Source organism: Clostridium sp. (assembly GCF_050717515.1).
Taxonomy (GTDB): Bacteria; Bacillota; Clostridia; order Clostridiales; family Clostridiaceae; genus Clostridium_AD.
In genome coordinates this window covers 13,789-27,242 of sequence record NZ_JBOITL010000021.1, presented here as the reverse complement: position 1 = coordinate 27,242, position 13,454 = coordinate 13,789, and the positions used below count along the sequence as shown (strand labels likewise).

The window sequence follows — 13,454 nt, the reverse complement described above, 5'->3', positions numbered from 1 at the left end:
AGTATCAGGAGGGAAAGGTATGAAATACAAAATTCTTATTGCTGATGATGAAAAAGAAATATTGGAAGTACTTGAGCTTTACCTTGAAAACGAAGGTTATCACGTAATTAAAGCTGAAAACGGACTTGAAGCATGGATGGCAATAAATAAAGAGGAAATTGATATGGCGATTTTAGATATTATGATGCCAAAAATAGATGGATTCAAGTTAATTAAAAAAATCAGGCAAAGCAACAATATTCCTGTGATAATTCTTTCAGCAAAGAATTGCGACAGTGACAAAATTTTGGGATTGGGTCTAGGGGCAGATGATTATGTTTCAAAACCTTTTAATCCTCTTGAAATTGTTGCTAGAGTTAATGCCCAACTTAGAAGATTTTATAGTTTAAGCAATAATAAAAGTTATAGTACTAAAAAAACAATTAAGATTGGGGACGTTGAACTTAATACAGAAGAATGCACCTTAAAAGCAAAGGACTATTATGTTGATTTAACTTCAAGGGAATATAAAATAATAAAGTTTTTGATGGAAGCATCAGGTAAGGTACTTACGAAAAAGCAAATATTTGAAAATGTGTGGGAAGATTCCTTCATAGATGATGCTAGTACAATAATGGTTCACATTAGTAACATTAGAAATAAAATTGAAGAAGATGCTAAAAATCCAATATATCTAAAGACTATTAAGGGATTGGGATATAAATTCACAAAGAAGGTATTGGCTGATGAATATAAAGAGTAAGGGTATATTTAGTTCTTTAGTTATAAGATATATTATATTCGTGCTAATACTTATGGTGTCATTGTTTCTAACTGTAGTTTTTATATACTTTAGGATAAGTGTTTCTGCACAGAATGGACAAGTTCCAAAGCTCACGCCTATAGATATAGTAAGAGTAGATTATGAGAATATCAATATAACAGATATTGAGACCCTTGGGGGTTGGGTGGAGATACTTGATGAAAATATGAAGGTTATTTGTGTATTGGGAAATAAAAGTGATGATAAAATAATTTACACAGAGCAGGATTTAATAAACACATTAAATATGGACAGTAATTCCAAATATTTGGGCTTAATTAAATCTTTTAAATCACAAGAAGGTAAAAACTTGTATTGTCTAATTAAATATCCAAGTGATACATTTAAAGTGCAGTTTAGTATGAATAAATTTACTTATAAAACAGGCAGTATTATATATAACAACTTATTAATGGGAGCAATGTTTTTTTTAATACTATTTACAGTTAATATAATATTATATAGTATATGGACATCGAAAAAGATAAAAGAGCCGCTAAGAGAGATAACTAAAGGTATAAAAAAAATGGCGGAAGGAGATTATGATTCTAGAATAGATTTTAAAGCAGAAAGAGAGTTTGCTATTATAAGGGATAGCTTTAATTCTATGGTAGAGAAGATTAAAAGTGTAAAGGAAGAAAATATAAAAATCCAACAGGATAAAATAAGGATGTTAGTAGATCTATCACATGATATTAGGACACCTATATCAACAATACAGTGTTTTGCAAAGGCATTAAGCGAAGGGTTAATCCATAACGACGAAAAGAAACAAAGATATTATAATACCATCTATGCAAAGGGGGAAAGAGTAAGCGAGCTTATAGATGATTTGTTTGAGTTTGTAAAGCTAGAAAGTTTAGATTATAAACTTCGTAAAACTAAAAACGATTTTGGAGAATTTATCAAGAGGATAATAGTCGAATTTTACCAAGAAATCGAAGATAAGGATTTTATACTTGAACTGGAAATTCCTGAAGAGGAGATAATTGTAGAGTTTGATGAGAAGCTTATGAACAGAGCTATTTCAAATATCATTTGTAATGCTATAAAATATAATCCGAAAGGTACTAAACTTAGAATAGAGGTAATAAAAACTATAAATAGTGTGATATTTGAAGTAGCAGACAATGGTATTGGGATACCAAGTCACATGAAAGATTATATTTTCGAACCTTTTGTAAGAGTTGACGATGCTAGAAAAAGCGATGGAGGAACAGGACTTGGGCTTGCAATAGCAAGAAAAATAGTAGAAAAGCATTTTGGAAAATTAGAAATCAAAGGTGGTAAAGATGATGAAAAGACAATGTTTCAGATAAGTTTATATAAATATGAATAGATATGCAGACGGTACTATTAAGCTTAATAGCTTGTGTTTTTAAGAAAATTATAGGGATAACCAAGTAGTAGTTTTGAGCATTCACCACCACTTGTCATTGTTGATATGCCTTGAGAATGTTTATAGATTTGTGTAAATGACTTTAGAAGTATATATCTAACTAGAAATTAGTATGGGAATTTACTCCTGTACTAATTTTTTATTTTTAGGGCAATACTAATACTGGGGTAGTGTGGATATTATTATATTATTTGTAAAAAGTTTTAAATTATACATTAAAATATAAAAAAATAAATTTTTAATTTTTAATTATGCTTCAATCCTATCTTCAAACATAATTGTTAGTTGTGCTAATGAGCTGGACCAATAGTAGTCTTTGCATTAAACCATTCTTACCAACTACATCCTCCATAGTCTTACATTTTTTAACCTCTGCCTTTAAATCAAAATCTGGTGCTTCAATTTCTTTCATAACCATTCCTCCTAACTTAATTATTAGATATTATTACCACAACTACCATTTATTTATACAAAAAAAGAATGTAGCTAGATTTATTTACACAAATCTAGCTACATTCCCTATGCCTATTGTAATTGGGTCTGAATAACATTTATATAGTTCAATTGTGCTTTCATCCTTAACTTTTGTAAATATAAAATTATCAGGTTCATATTTCCTCATGAAATTTCATAGAAAATCCTCCTGTTTTTTCTTTTATTATACAGGAGGATTCACGATAACTGTATGTCACTATTCAGGATATAAATCTATCGTGTCATAGGCAGTTAAAAGATTACCATTTTTTATAATACCATTTTCAATTTCACTTTCAAATAATTTTTTTAAAACGCTTATCCATCTTTACATCCCAAGTGAACTATAAATAACCATCATTGAACATAATTTTATATTTATAGTTTTTCAATTTCGTTCATCAGTTCTTCCACTAAATTTTCTTCTTTAACCTTTTTTATTACTTCGCCCTTTTTAAATATTAACCCCTCACCATTTCCACCTGCTATGCCAATATCCGCTTCTCTAGCTTCTCCTGGTCCGTTAACGACGCACCCCATTATAGCTACCTTAATATTTTTTTCGCAATTAGCTAATCTTTTTTCTACCTCTTCAGCTATTTTTATAAGATCTATTTTTGTTCTACCACATGTAGGACAGGATACAAACTTAACGCCTTCTTCTAAATGACCTAAAGCTTTAAGAATTTCACGACCTACTTTAACCTCATCCAACACATCCCCAGTAAGTGAAACTCTTATAGTATCACCAATACCTTCTGATAAAAGAGTTCCTATGCCGATGCTAGATTTTATAGTTCCATGCCACAAAGTTCCTGCTTCTGTAACGCCTAGATGAAGAGGGTAATTTACTTTTTCAGAAATCATCCTGTAACTTTCTATCATATGCATTACATCAGAAGATTTTATAGAAATACCTATATCATAAAAATTCAAACTCTCTAATATTCTTACATGTCTTAGAGCACTTTCGACCAAGGCTTCTGGGCAAACTTTTGTATACTTTTCTAAAATATCCTTTTCTAAAGAGCCCGAATTCACTCCAATTCTAATAGGTATATTTTTGTTTTTCGCAGCTTCGGCTACCATTTTTATTTTATCTATATTTCCAATATTACCTGGGTTTATCCTTAAGGCAGCTACCCCACTTTCTATAGATTTAAGAGCTAATTTATAATCAAAATGTACATCTGCTACTAGAGGTATATGAATTTGTTTTATTATATCCTTCAAAGCCTCTGCCGATTCTATATCAGGTACCGCACACCTTATAATGTTACAACCCGCTTTTTCTAAGTTAAGAATTTGATTTACAGTAGCACCTACATCTCTAGTATCTGTATTAGTCATAGACTGCACCGATATCCTTGAATCTCCACCTACATACATGTTTCCTAGCTTTATTTTTTTTGTAATTTTCCTATTCATTAATTTCATCTCCTATAATATATGGATATGTTTAAAAGTTAAAAATAAACTTTTAATAAATCCTTTTTTTTATGTTGTATTGAACTTATATATAGTATAACAAAGGGTTTTGGATTTTAAAAACGAATTATATTAATAATAACAATCGAAACAATAGATAGTAAATGGAGGACTTTATGAATATTGAATCATTGGAAACCTTTGTGCTTCTTTCGGAAAATGGAAACTTTACCAAGACTGCAGAAATACAATATTTAGTTCAATCAACAATCTCAAATAGAATAAATGAACTTGAAAAATACGTGGGGAAAGAATTATTTGTAAGAAATAATAAAAATGTAAGACTCACAAAGTCAGGTGAGGCTTTTCTACCATATGCTAAAAGGATGATTATGTTAAAAAAAGATGGAATAATAAAAGCTAGATCTGTAGGAATATATGAAGATAGATTAGCAATTGGATTAGTTGATTCTATATATAAGGGTATTATATCGCCAATAATAAAAGAATATTTTTTAAGCTTTCCGGGTATTGCGGTAAAACTTAAAGTTAATCATTCAGAGGAAATTATAAGACTATTAGGTGATGGTATATTAGATATTGGATTTGTTTATACAAAATTAAAATCGAGTAGATTTGAAGTTATTGATTTTTTAGAAGATGAAATAATCCTAGTGACAAGTCCTAAAAAGAAAATAGTACTTGAAGGAGAAATTCCTTACTCAGATTTAATGCATTTACCTTTGCTTTATGCAGATTTAGGAGAAGATTTTTTTGAATGGTTAAGTAAATTGTTGGGAGATAGTCCTTTATTAAGACTTTCAGTTGATGAACCTTCCTATGTAATTGATTTTATTAAAGAAGGTTTTGCTTATGCATTTGTTACTAAATCCGCTGTTAATAAGGAGCTGGAATATGGAGAGTTAATAGATGTAAAAATAAAAGATTCCATACTACCCAAAAGGCAAATATATATGTTAATTAATAAAAACAAAAAAGATTCTATTGCAATAAAAAGTTGGTTAGGAATAATCAACTTTTAAATAAGATCTATTATAAGTCGCTTCCTCTTTTTGGGCGTGAATTTTCTTTTAGCCAATATGCCTATTTTTGTTGCGGCCTCATTGATTCATATATTATTTAATTACTATTACTTATAAATTTTGATCATAAATGCTAAAAAAACCATTCAATATAATAAAAGTTATATTGAATGGTTTTATTTTTACTTTAAATCACGCTTTTTTATTGATTTTATATGTATTTTTAAAAGTTTTATGGTATACTTATAAAGTAAACATTACGTATACGCAAAGAAACGCATTGTACACGTACGTATACAAGAGTAAACATATGTGTGAAGTTTATAGTATACTAAGAAAATTTCAATTATTGACATAAATATATCATTGAAAAATAATTGAACCCAAATAGGCTAGTATTTATAGTGTTTATTAAATATCTTAGCAAGTGGTAGATGTATTTAAGTATAAATGGAATTTAGTTACAAAAAAGATTAAGTTTATTCTATTAATCATAGAAAATACTGGACTAAGAGAGGAAATAAGAAATGGATGCAATATTAAGCGTAAGAATAAGTGATGAATTAAAACAAAAGTTTAATGAACTCGCTCAGAGTGAAGGGATAAACAATAAGGAACTCATGGAGCAAGTAGTTAAATACTACGAATTAAATAGAGCAAGAGAAGAAGACGGTAATATGTCTGAGGATATAAAGGAGTTACAAACAATAACCAGCAGAATGGCGGATATATATATAAATATAGTAGAAAGAAATAATATTAAAGCCTTAGAAGTAAAAAATATTCATAGAAATGAGCTAGTAGATAAGGATGATGAGGTTCAAAAACTAAAAAAAGAGATTGCATTGTTAAAAGAAGAGAATAAAAAAATAAACACTCTGGAAAAAGACTTATCAGATGCAAAGCATATAAGTAAAGATCTACAAGAAAGTATTAAGAGTTTAAAAACCCTTAATAATATGCAGGAGGAAAAAATATTAAAGCTAACTGAAACCAATGAAAAATATATTAAATACAGAGATGAAATTGTAAAACTTAAAACAGAGCAGGATAAATCAACAAATGAGAATATGCAATTGAAGAACGAATTATCTAATAAAAATGATGAAGAAGATAGATTAGTAAAACAGATAGATGAGTTAAAACAAATAAACAAAAGTAAAATAGGCGAACTTGAAATTAAAGCTAATCAAGATATTGAAATGCAGAGGGATAGAGCAAGCTTCCAAATGGAAAAAGAAATTTTTAAATTAAAGGAGGAACAACAATTAAAAATACAAGAATTACAAGAAAATTTTAATGATAAGATTAATAAATTATTAATAGAAAAAGAGGAAGTAGCGGAGAACTTTAAAAATATGATTATGCAAATGGATAAAAGTAAAAATGAAACTGAGAATATTGTTAATGAAAAAAAATAGAGGATGGTAATATCTAGAACCCCATGCCTTAAGGCATGGGGTTCTTAGGTGCTAAATAACTTTATTATTTTTTTGAATGTCCCTTATAGAAAAGGCACTTCAAAATTTAGAAAAAGCGGATACAAAAGTATGGTATAACAATATTTTCAAAATATGTTGACATATGCAAACGATTATATTATCATAGTAAATAATTTAATACTTAAATACCATGATGAGAAGAGTAAGTCTAGGAAATAGTTTCAGCGAGCCGATGATAGTGTGAGATTGGTAACAAAGCCTTTACTGAAGAACATCTCTGAGTATCCAGCTGAAAACCTTAAGGTTAGTAGGTGAGGACGGGTTCACGCCGTTAAAAGTGACCAGTATCGAAGAATCTATTCCGTACTGAGAAATATTAAGTGAGCATATATGCTAATTTAGGTGGTACCGCGGAAGTGTAGTCTTTCGTCCTATTTATGGACGAGGGGCTTTTTTTATTTAATAGGAATTTAACGTAGATTGGAAGAAAAGGCCATTCTTCTGAAGTTGTTAAATTTAAGAAGTGATAACTTATTAAACACTTTAATGGAAATAGGGGGAATAAATATGGATTTAGACAAGTTATATGATTCTTTTGAAGAAGATAAACGGTTAAATAAAAGTAAGGCTTATAGCATAGAGTTTTTAACTACCACAACATTTATTGAGAGGTATTTGAAGGAAGGTATGAAAATTCTTGATATAGGTGCTGGTACAGGTGCATATAGTATCTATTATGCCGAGAAAGGATATGATGTAACAGCTATAGATCTTATAAAAGGAAATGTTGATATTATAAAATCTAAAGTTATTGAGGGGAAAATGAAGATTAATGTTCAACAAGGAAATGCCTTAAATATGGCAAATTTAGCTGATGAGAGTTTTGACATTATCTTATGCTTAGGGCCTCTTTATCATTTAGCTGATGATAATGACAAACTAAAATGTATAGAAGAAGCAAAAAGAGTTTGCACAAAAAACGGTAAAATATTTTATGCGTATTTATCTAATGATATGGTTTTTATAACTGAATCCATGTTAAAAAATGAGAATTATTTAGGTGGACCTAATTATGACCACGAGACCTTTAAACTAACTGATGAACCATTTTGTTTTATGACTGTTGAACATATGAGACATCTAATGGAATTATCAAATTTGAAAGAAGTGAAGCATATTGCAGTGGATGGTTTATCTGAATTATTACGTGACAAAATAAATGCATTTGATGACAAGCAGTTTAAAGAATGGCTTCGTTTTCATTTATATACATGTGAAAAGGAAGAAATGCTAGGATACAGTAATCACATAGTTTTTATTGCAGAAAAATAACTATTATAAGCGTAAAGTATAATTTAATTAATGCTCAATATTCGTAAATTGTATACTAATTATAATATTGCAGCAGCGCAGATGATGATTTAATTATAGACTACATAGATCATATGTAGTCTATGTATAAAACAAGTAAAATCAATCAGTTTACAAGCAAGTACACTATATATATATGGATATATGGAGGGGATCACAATGATAATTAAACTAAACGAAGGACTTAGAGCATCATTATTTGAATTTCTAAAAAAAGAGGCTGAAATAAACCTTTTTATAATTGGTGATGTTGAACTATTTGGTTTTGATAAAAACTTTCAAGAGGTATGGGCACAGCTTGATAGAGATATGAGCTATAGAGCTGTTCTATTAAGATATAAAACTCACTTTGTTTTTTATGCACCATCAATTGAATACAATGCAACTGGATTTTCAGATATAATAACGAGTTATGATGATAAATTTGATTTGTCTGGCAAAAGGGAAATCTTAACTCCGTTACTAGAAAAATTAGAGTATAAAAAGATAAGGGAGCAATATTTTTCAAAGTTAAGTTCAAAAGAAGAATTACTAAAATTAGATTCACATTATAGAGTAGAAGAGCCCTCAGTTGAGGACGCAGAGGAAATATACTCACTTAGAGAGCAAATAGCAGAATTCAAGGACTTTGAAACAACAATTGAAAACACAAGAGAATTGCTAAAAGGTGAAATGGGTAGGTACCTTGTTACAAGACTTGAGGGCAAGATTGTGTCATGTGCTTCAACCACTGCGGAAAACAGCATGTCAGCAATGGTTGTAAGCGTTATGACTCATCCAGAATACAGAAAAAGAGGGCTTGCAGGTGCTTGTGTACAGAAGTTATGTGAGGAATTATTAAAGGAAGGAAAAGGGTTATGCCTTTTCTACGACAACCCAAAGGCGGGAAGTGTTTATGGAAAACTAGGGTTTAAAGAAATTGGACAATGGAGCTCGGTTTTTTTTGCCCATTCCCCCGAAAAGGTGGAATAAGCCAATTAACTGAAAAACTTTTTAAATATTCTATGCCAAGTATGATAGAATTATTTAGTAGAAAATCTAAGGATTTAAAGTTTGAGTTTGAGACAGGGATGACACCAATACATTTAAGTGAGAGTGTTGCAAGCTTATCAGCTATTTTATTAAATGATTCCTATATTCAAGGAAAAACTATAGTAGATGGATACTTAGTACTTTCTATTGAATATATTCTGCTTTTTAAAGTGATGGCATGGCTTGATTTATTGGAAAGGAAAGAAAATGGAGAGCATATGGATTCCAGAGATATTACTACATTTTTAAAGAGAATTACTGAAGAGAGAATAGACTTGAAAAACCTTGGTATACGTGCAGTTAGTTTGAATGACATATTAATATTAATAGAACCCACCACTCCTCTTTACAATGTGGGTGTTTTTGCCTATCCTGCCAAAAAAGTATATTAGTAGATTATATAGAAAAAAGGCATTTCTGCCTTTTAAAGTTGATAAACAATATAAGAATAAAGAGACTTACCTGCAAACAAGATTTTGATCCTAATCTTACCAAGGTCTTTTTCCTTGTAACCAACCCTTTTCTCTCCAATATTCTTTATCTTGATGACCATCCGAATAGCTACTCATAAGATTTCTAAATATCCTAAACAATAGTTTTGTTTTTAATGTGATATAAACTTTTTTATTTTTTTACTATATAATCAATATATCCTTGAGTTATCATTTTGCCTTCATATATTCTTTCCAAGGTTCTATTCTCTTTCAATAGTATATTCATATCACTAAAATATTGGTCACTTTCATTTATATCAAGATATGAATGAAGGACTTTTTCACCATCTTCATCTTCAAGGAATTCATTTTCACCAGCTTTTTCACCCTTTTCAAATCCAAAGTTATTCAGTGAAAGAAAATTAATGAAGCATAAGCCATTAGGTTTAAGTACTCTTTTAATTTCATTGACGGCAAGGGCTATATCTTGTTTTTTCATATGAAAGATTGAATTATAGGAATATACAAAGGAAATTGAATTATCTTCGAAGGGTAGGTGTCTCATATCACCTTTGGCGATATTTAGTATCATTCCGTGAAGCAGTTCAAATTCTTTGGATTTTTGGACTTCGGTATCATCTAGTTCTATTCCATATGTCTTATATCCAAATTCATGAAAAAGTCCTAGGGGTGGGCAGTTTCCTCCTGCTCCACAATCTAATACCGTTTTTTCTAAGGAAGTATCCTGGCAATGGTTTAAAAATTTGTAAAGTTGAGTTTGTCTGTACAAAATGTTCATGAAATTACCCCCTAATAATTAAATTTAATTCATATTTATAATGATACAGTAATAATACATTAATTATAAGTCTTATAATTTGTGGAATTTTATGGTATAATATATGTATAGAAGGGATATTAGTGTTTTCAATATGTCACTAATTCGAAGTCCTACATTAATTCCAAATATGAAAAGTAATTCATTTCTTACTGATTGACCTTTTTGAAGTAGAGGAAGACTTGCAGTATGTATTGAAAAAACATTTCCTCCATCGCTATCAAAATATGCATGATATTCTTATCAACACACTTATTTATAACATGAGGCACTACATAGATGAATCTAAATACAAAGCCAAAGAGCAAATATATGAGTGTTACACAGAAACTAGTCAAAATATAAAAAAGGCTGGTCAAGTGCTTAAAATATTTACTGATGATAGTATTGCAATTGACACGCCTTTTAATGGTGGATTTTGTAGCTCCTTTAACTCATGATCCATTAATTGACGCTGTGAATTTTTTGAAGGTGGCTTTTATTAAAAATAAATCCCTTGGGAAATATCCATCTGACGATTTACCAAATCAATTTATACCTGACAGTATAAAGCGCTACATGTATAAAGAAGACGTCAATGGACAAAAAACTCTCTTAGTAGATCAATATGAATTTTTAGTTTATCGCCTCAAGGAAAATCAACAAGTTTACAAAGAAGGACTGCATGAACAGACAACAAAATTTCTAAACGATTATAAGATACCGAATGAAGTTGCGGATTTTTTAATTTCCTTTTCATTCAATAAAAATATTAGATTTAACCATGTGTATTTTTATAGAGTAAATGATATTTTTGATAATAATACTTATGAAGAAAATAGAAGATGTCTTGAATCAAGTTTGCTAATAATAGGTTCAGGACTAAACGGAGATTTTATTGCACTAGATTTAAAAAACCTTAAAGTAGGATATGTATTTCATGATGATTTATGGGAAGATAGCAGTTTAAATCCCAGAGAGATATTTATATGTTTAGATTGTACAGTAGGAGAATTTTATTACTATTCTATGGTAAAAAAAGATTTTCCCGTTGATGGTTTTGAGGCAGAAGAATATATGAAATAGATTGCAATGTACCCAAAAAGGAATTTATTACAAGCGGATATGGGATACCCTGATACCTTTGTAGTTATGCCGTTCCTGTTGCATATAGTGGACGCTGCCAAACGTAGCAATACACCGTCTACTACTGGCAAATTTTCTGCTATTTTACTCAATTCAAGCTGTAGATAATATTTTGTAATCATTATTTTTGTACTGTGGAGAAATTCCAAAATGTCACATTCTCTTTTAATCTTGGCTCATTCTTATTTCTTAATCATTTTTGAGGTATATGATTGCATCTACTAGGTGGTATAATTTTATTATCAAAAATATGGGAAGTGATACCTGTGGTAAAATAGGTTACTTAAAAGGTTGGAATAGTAAATAAATTAATTACCATCAATTAGAGATAATGTTGTGGAGATATGCAAACCGTTATATAATATATCGCGAAAAGCCGCGGTCATCCGAGCCGCAGATTAAAATGGGAGGATAATATCGATGAGATTAAAAGATATAAAACTTTGGGAAAAAAATGTTCCTGATGCCGACTTAATTTCTACTATTGGGGACTTGAATAACGAAGGGTTACCTACCCTGACTCCTTATTTATTAAAAGGGGAGAAACCCCGCCCTGCAATTATTGTTTGCCCGGGCGGATCATTTCAATTTAGAGCGTCTATTGAAGGAGAACCAATTGCAAAATGGCTAAATCAAATAGGAATAAATGCTTTTGTTTTAAATTATAGGGTTGCTCCTTTTACTCCATTTACGTCAACCAAAGATGCAGTACGAGCGGTTAGGTATATTCGGTATCATGCCCTAGAATTTAATATAGATCCGGAACGGATCGGCATGATAGGATTTTCAGCTGGCGGTTATCTCACCGCTTTTGTAGGAACTCGTTTTGATAATGGAATTATAGAACCGGATAGTCGAGATGCGCAAATTATGTCGATGCTTTTGGGAGAACAAGATTTTAACGATCCAATTGATCAAACGAGTTCTAAACTTAATGCGATTATTTTATGTTATGCTGAGACATCCCCCTTTTCTAAGGAAAAATTACCGCCAGATTCTCTATTAACAAAAGATATTACAGTGGATGAATTTATAGACTTTACTTCAAATCATAAACATGTTACAGCTAAAACACCACCGACTTTTCTATGGATTACAGCCACTGATCACTGGAATTTTCAGCGCCAAAACTTACTTTTTGCTCAAGCTCTAAATGAGCTAAATCTACCATTTGATTTACATATATTCTCCAAAGGTCCCCATGGTTTAGGATTAGGTGAGGATGAACCTACGGTAGCAATCTGGCCAAAACTTTGTGAAAATTGGCTTCAAGGATTATAATATTCCGTTTATTAATTCCATTCTTGTAATCTCAGCATGGGAAAATGAACGCTTGATTGGGGCTGTGAGGTGTTGAGCGATAAAATGTTCAGATCTATAATTTATGTTTTACCGAAATTTCAAAACAAGGGAATAGGCAAAGATTCCTAAAATGCTGCATTGAGCATTTCCCAAACTCGGAATGGTTAGTTCAAACAACAGAAATTATCATAGTTTACTATGAGTTCTATCTCTTTTTCTAGTATAGTTAATCCGACAAAACCCACGCTAAGACATAAAATGGATAAATATCTTATAGTTCATCCGCTCTAATAAATGATAATTTATGGTGCATGATAGTATATTTAACTTGAAATTATTGCGTGAAATCCAATCCAATAGAATCTAAATATTATCTGTAGTAAACTAGCTGCGTGTTGTTCCTCAAAGACAATATATATTTATACAATATTTTTGTTTAATTTATGATAATCTAGTAATATAATGTATTTTGTAAACATATTAACAATTACTATGAAATTAATATGAAATTAATATGAAAGGAGAATTCTATAAGATGAAAACAATTATTTGCTATTAATTTTCATTAAGAAAATTAACCTTTAAGGAGTTTAATTAGCCTGATTTATTAGGGTTATTTTGTGTACCTCTTTTTAGCATTGGCAAATATAAGTAAATCAACTTATAGAGTAGAAATTTCATCCTTTAGTTTATAATTGTAATAGAATTAAAAAGGAAGATTTTTATCTGTAGGGGAGTTGTACTTTCTTGCGGCTTTTATTTTG

Annotated in this window: 15 protein-coding genes and 1 other annotated feature; of the genes, 11 read left to right on the top strand and 4 right to left on the bottom strand. The window is 30.1% G+C overall.

What is annotated here, in order from left to right; all coding sequences use genetic code 11:
* The first annotated feature begins 19 nt into the window (after positions 1-19).
* Entirely contained in the window at positions 20-742 is a 723-nt protein-coding gene (locus ACREV6_RS06180; RefSeq protein WP_431577134.1) for a response regulator transcription factor, read from the top strand.
* Positions 726-2,141: a HAMP domain-containing sensor histidine kinase gene (locus ACREV6_RS06175; RefSeq protein ID WP_431577133.1), complete on the top strand. Its 1,416-nt coding sequence runs from the start codon at positions 726-728 to the stop codon at positions 2,139-2,141. The genes ACREV6_RS06180 and ACREV6_RS06175 overlap by 17 nt, the downstream gene beginning before the upstream one ends.
* Before the next feature lie 328 nt (positions 2,142-2,469).
* On the opposite strand, the gene ACREV6_RS06170 is transcribed toward ACREV6_RS06175, so the two are convergent.
* From ACREV6_RS06170 to ispG, 3 genes are all read right to left on the bottom strand, one after another.
* A complete protein-coding gene (locus ACREV6_RS06170) occupies positions 2,470-2,613 on the bottom strand; it encodes a hypothetical protein (protein ID WP_431577299.1) in 144 nt (47 codons plus the stop codon).
* An 84-nt stretch (positions 2,614-2,697) separates the two neighbouring features.
* Positions 2,698-2,823, bottom strand: a complete 126-nt coding sequence (locus ACREV6_RS06165; protein ID WP_431577132.1) for a hypothetical protein — start codon at positions 2,821-2,823, stop codon at positions 2,698-2,700.
* Positions 2,824-3,053: 230 nt separating this feature from the next.
* A complete protein-coding gene (ispG, locus tag ACREV6_RS06160; protein ID WP_431577131.1) occupies positions 3,054-4,103 on the bottom strand; it encodes a flavodoxin-dependent (E)-4-hydroxy-3-methylbut-2-enyl-diphosphate synthase in 1,050 nt (349 codons plus the stop codon).
* Positions 4,104-4,279: 176 nt separating this feature from the next.
* Here ispG and ACREV6_RS06155 point away from each other — a divergent pair, with 176 nt between their 5' ends.
* The 5 genes from ACREV6_RS06155 to ACREV6_RS06135 all read left to right on the top strand — a co-directional run bounded on the left by ACREV6_RS06155 (position 4,280) and on the right by ACREV6_RS06135 (position 9,383).
* Positions 4,280-5,146 carry a LysR substrate-binding domain-containing protein gene (locus tag ACREV6_RS06155; protein ID WP_431577130.1) on the top strand — a complete coding sequence of 289 codons (867 nt, stop codon included), beginning with the start codon at positions 4,280-4,282 and terminating at the stop codon, positions 5,144-5,146.
* Between the two features lie 527 nt (positions 5,147-5,673).
* Entirely contained in the window at positions 5,674-6,567 is an 894-nt protein-coding gene (locus tag ACREV6_RS06150; RefSeq protein ID WP_431577129.1) for a hypothetical protein, read from the top strand.
* A 202-nt stretch (positions 6,568-6,769) separates the two neighbouring features.
* Positions 6,770-7,025 (top strand) — a binding site (T-box leader).
* A gap of 130 nt (positions 7,026-7,155) precedes the next feature.
* Positions 7,156-7,920, top strand: coding sequence for a class I SAM-dependent methyltransferase (locus tag ACREV6_RS06145; protein WP_431577128.1), 765 nt, complete (start codon positions 7,156-7,158; stop codon positions 7,918-7,920).
* A gap of 198 nt (positions 7,921-8,118) precedes the next feature.
* On the top strand, positions 8,119-8,931 hold the full coding sequence (locus tag ACREV6_RS06140; RefSeq protein ID WP_431577127.1) for a GNAT family N-acetyltransferase: 813 nt from the start codon (positions 8,119-8,121) through the stop codon (positions 8,929-8,931).
* A 32-nt stretch (positions 8,932-8,963) separates the two neighbouring features.
* Positions 8,964-9,383 carry a hypothetical protein gene (locus ACREV6_RS06135; RefSeq protein WP_431577126.1) on the top strand — a complete coding sequence of 140 codons (420 nt, stop codon included), beginning with the start codon at positions 8,964-8,966 and terminating at the stop codon, positions 9,381-9,383.
* A 232-nt stretch (positions 9,384-9,615) separates the two neighbouring features.
* Here the strand turns inward: ACREV6_RS06135 and ACREV6_RS06130 are convergent, their stop codons facing one another.
* Complete coding sequence (locus ACREV6_RS06130) at positions 9,616-10,224, bottom strand: class I SAM-dependent methyltransferase (RefSeq protein WP_431577125.1); 609 nt, start codon at positions 10,222-10,224, stop codon at positions 9,616-9,618.
* Between the two features lie 302 nt (positions 10,225-10,526).
* On the opposite strand from ACREV6_RS06130, the gene ACREV6_RS06125 reads away from it, so the two are divergent.
* From ACREV6_RS06125 to ACREV6_RS06110, 4 genes are all read left to right on the top strand, one after another.
* Positions 10,527-10,703: a hypothetical protein gene (locus ACREV6_RS06125; RefSeq protein WP_431577124.1), complete on the top strand. Its 177-nt coding sequence runs from the start codon at positions 10,527-10,529 to the stop codon at positions 10,701-10,703.
* On the top strand, positions 10,672-11,328 hold the full coding sequence (locus ACREV6_RS06120; RefSeq protein WP_431577123.1) for a hypothetical protein: 657 nt from the start codon (positions 10,672-10,674) through the stop codon (positions 11,326-11,328). The genes ACREV6_RS06125 and ACREV6_RS06120 overlap by 32 nt, the downstream gene beginning before the upstream one ends.
* Before the next feature lie 6 nt (positions 11,329-11,334).
* A complete protein-coding gene (locus ACREV6_RS06115) occupies positions 11,335-11,496 on the top strand; it encodes a hypothetical protein (RefSeq protein ID WP_431577122.1) in 162 nt (53 codons plus the stop codon).
* Between the two features lie 312 nt (positions 11,497-11,808).
* Entirely contained in the window at positions 11,809-12,669 is an 861-nt protein-coding gene (locus ACREV6_RS06110; protein WP_431577121.1) for an alpha/beta hydrolase, read from the top strand.
* The last annotated feature ends 785 nt before the right edge of the window (positions 12,670-13,454 follow it).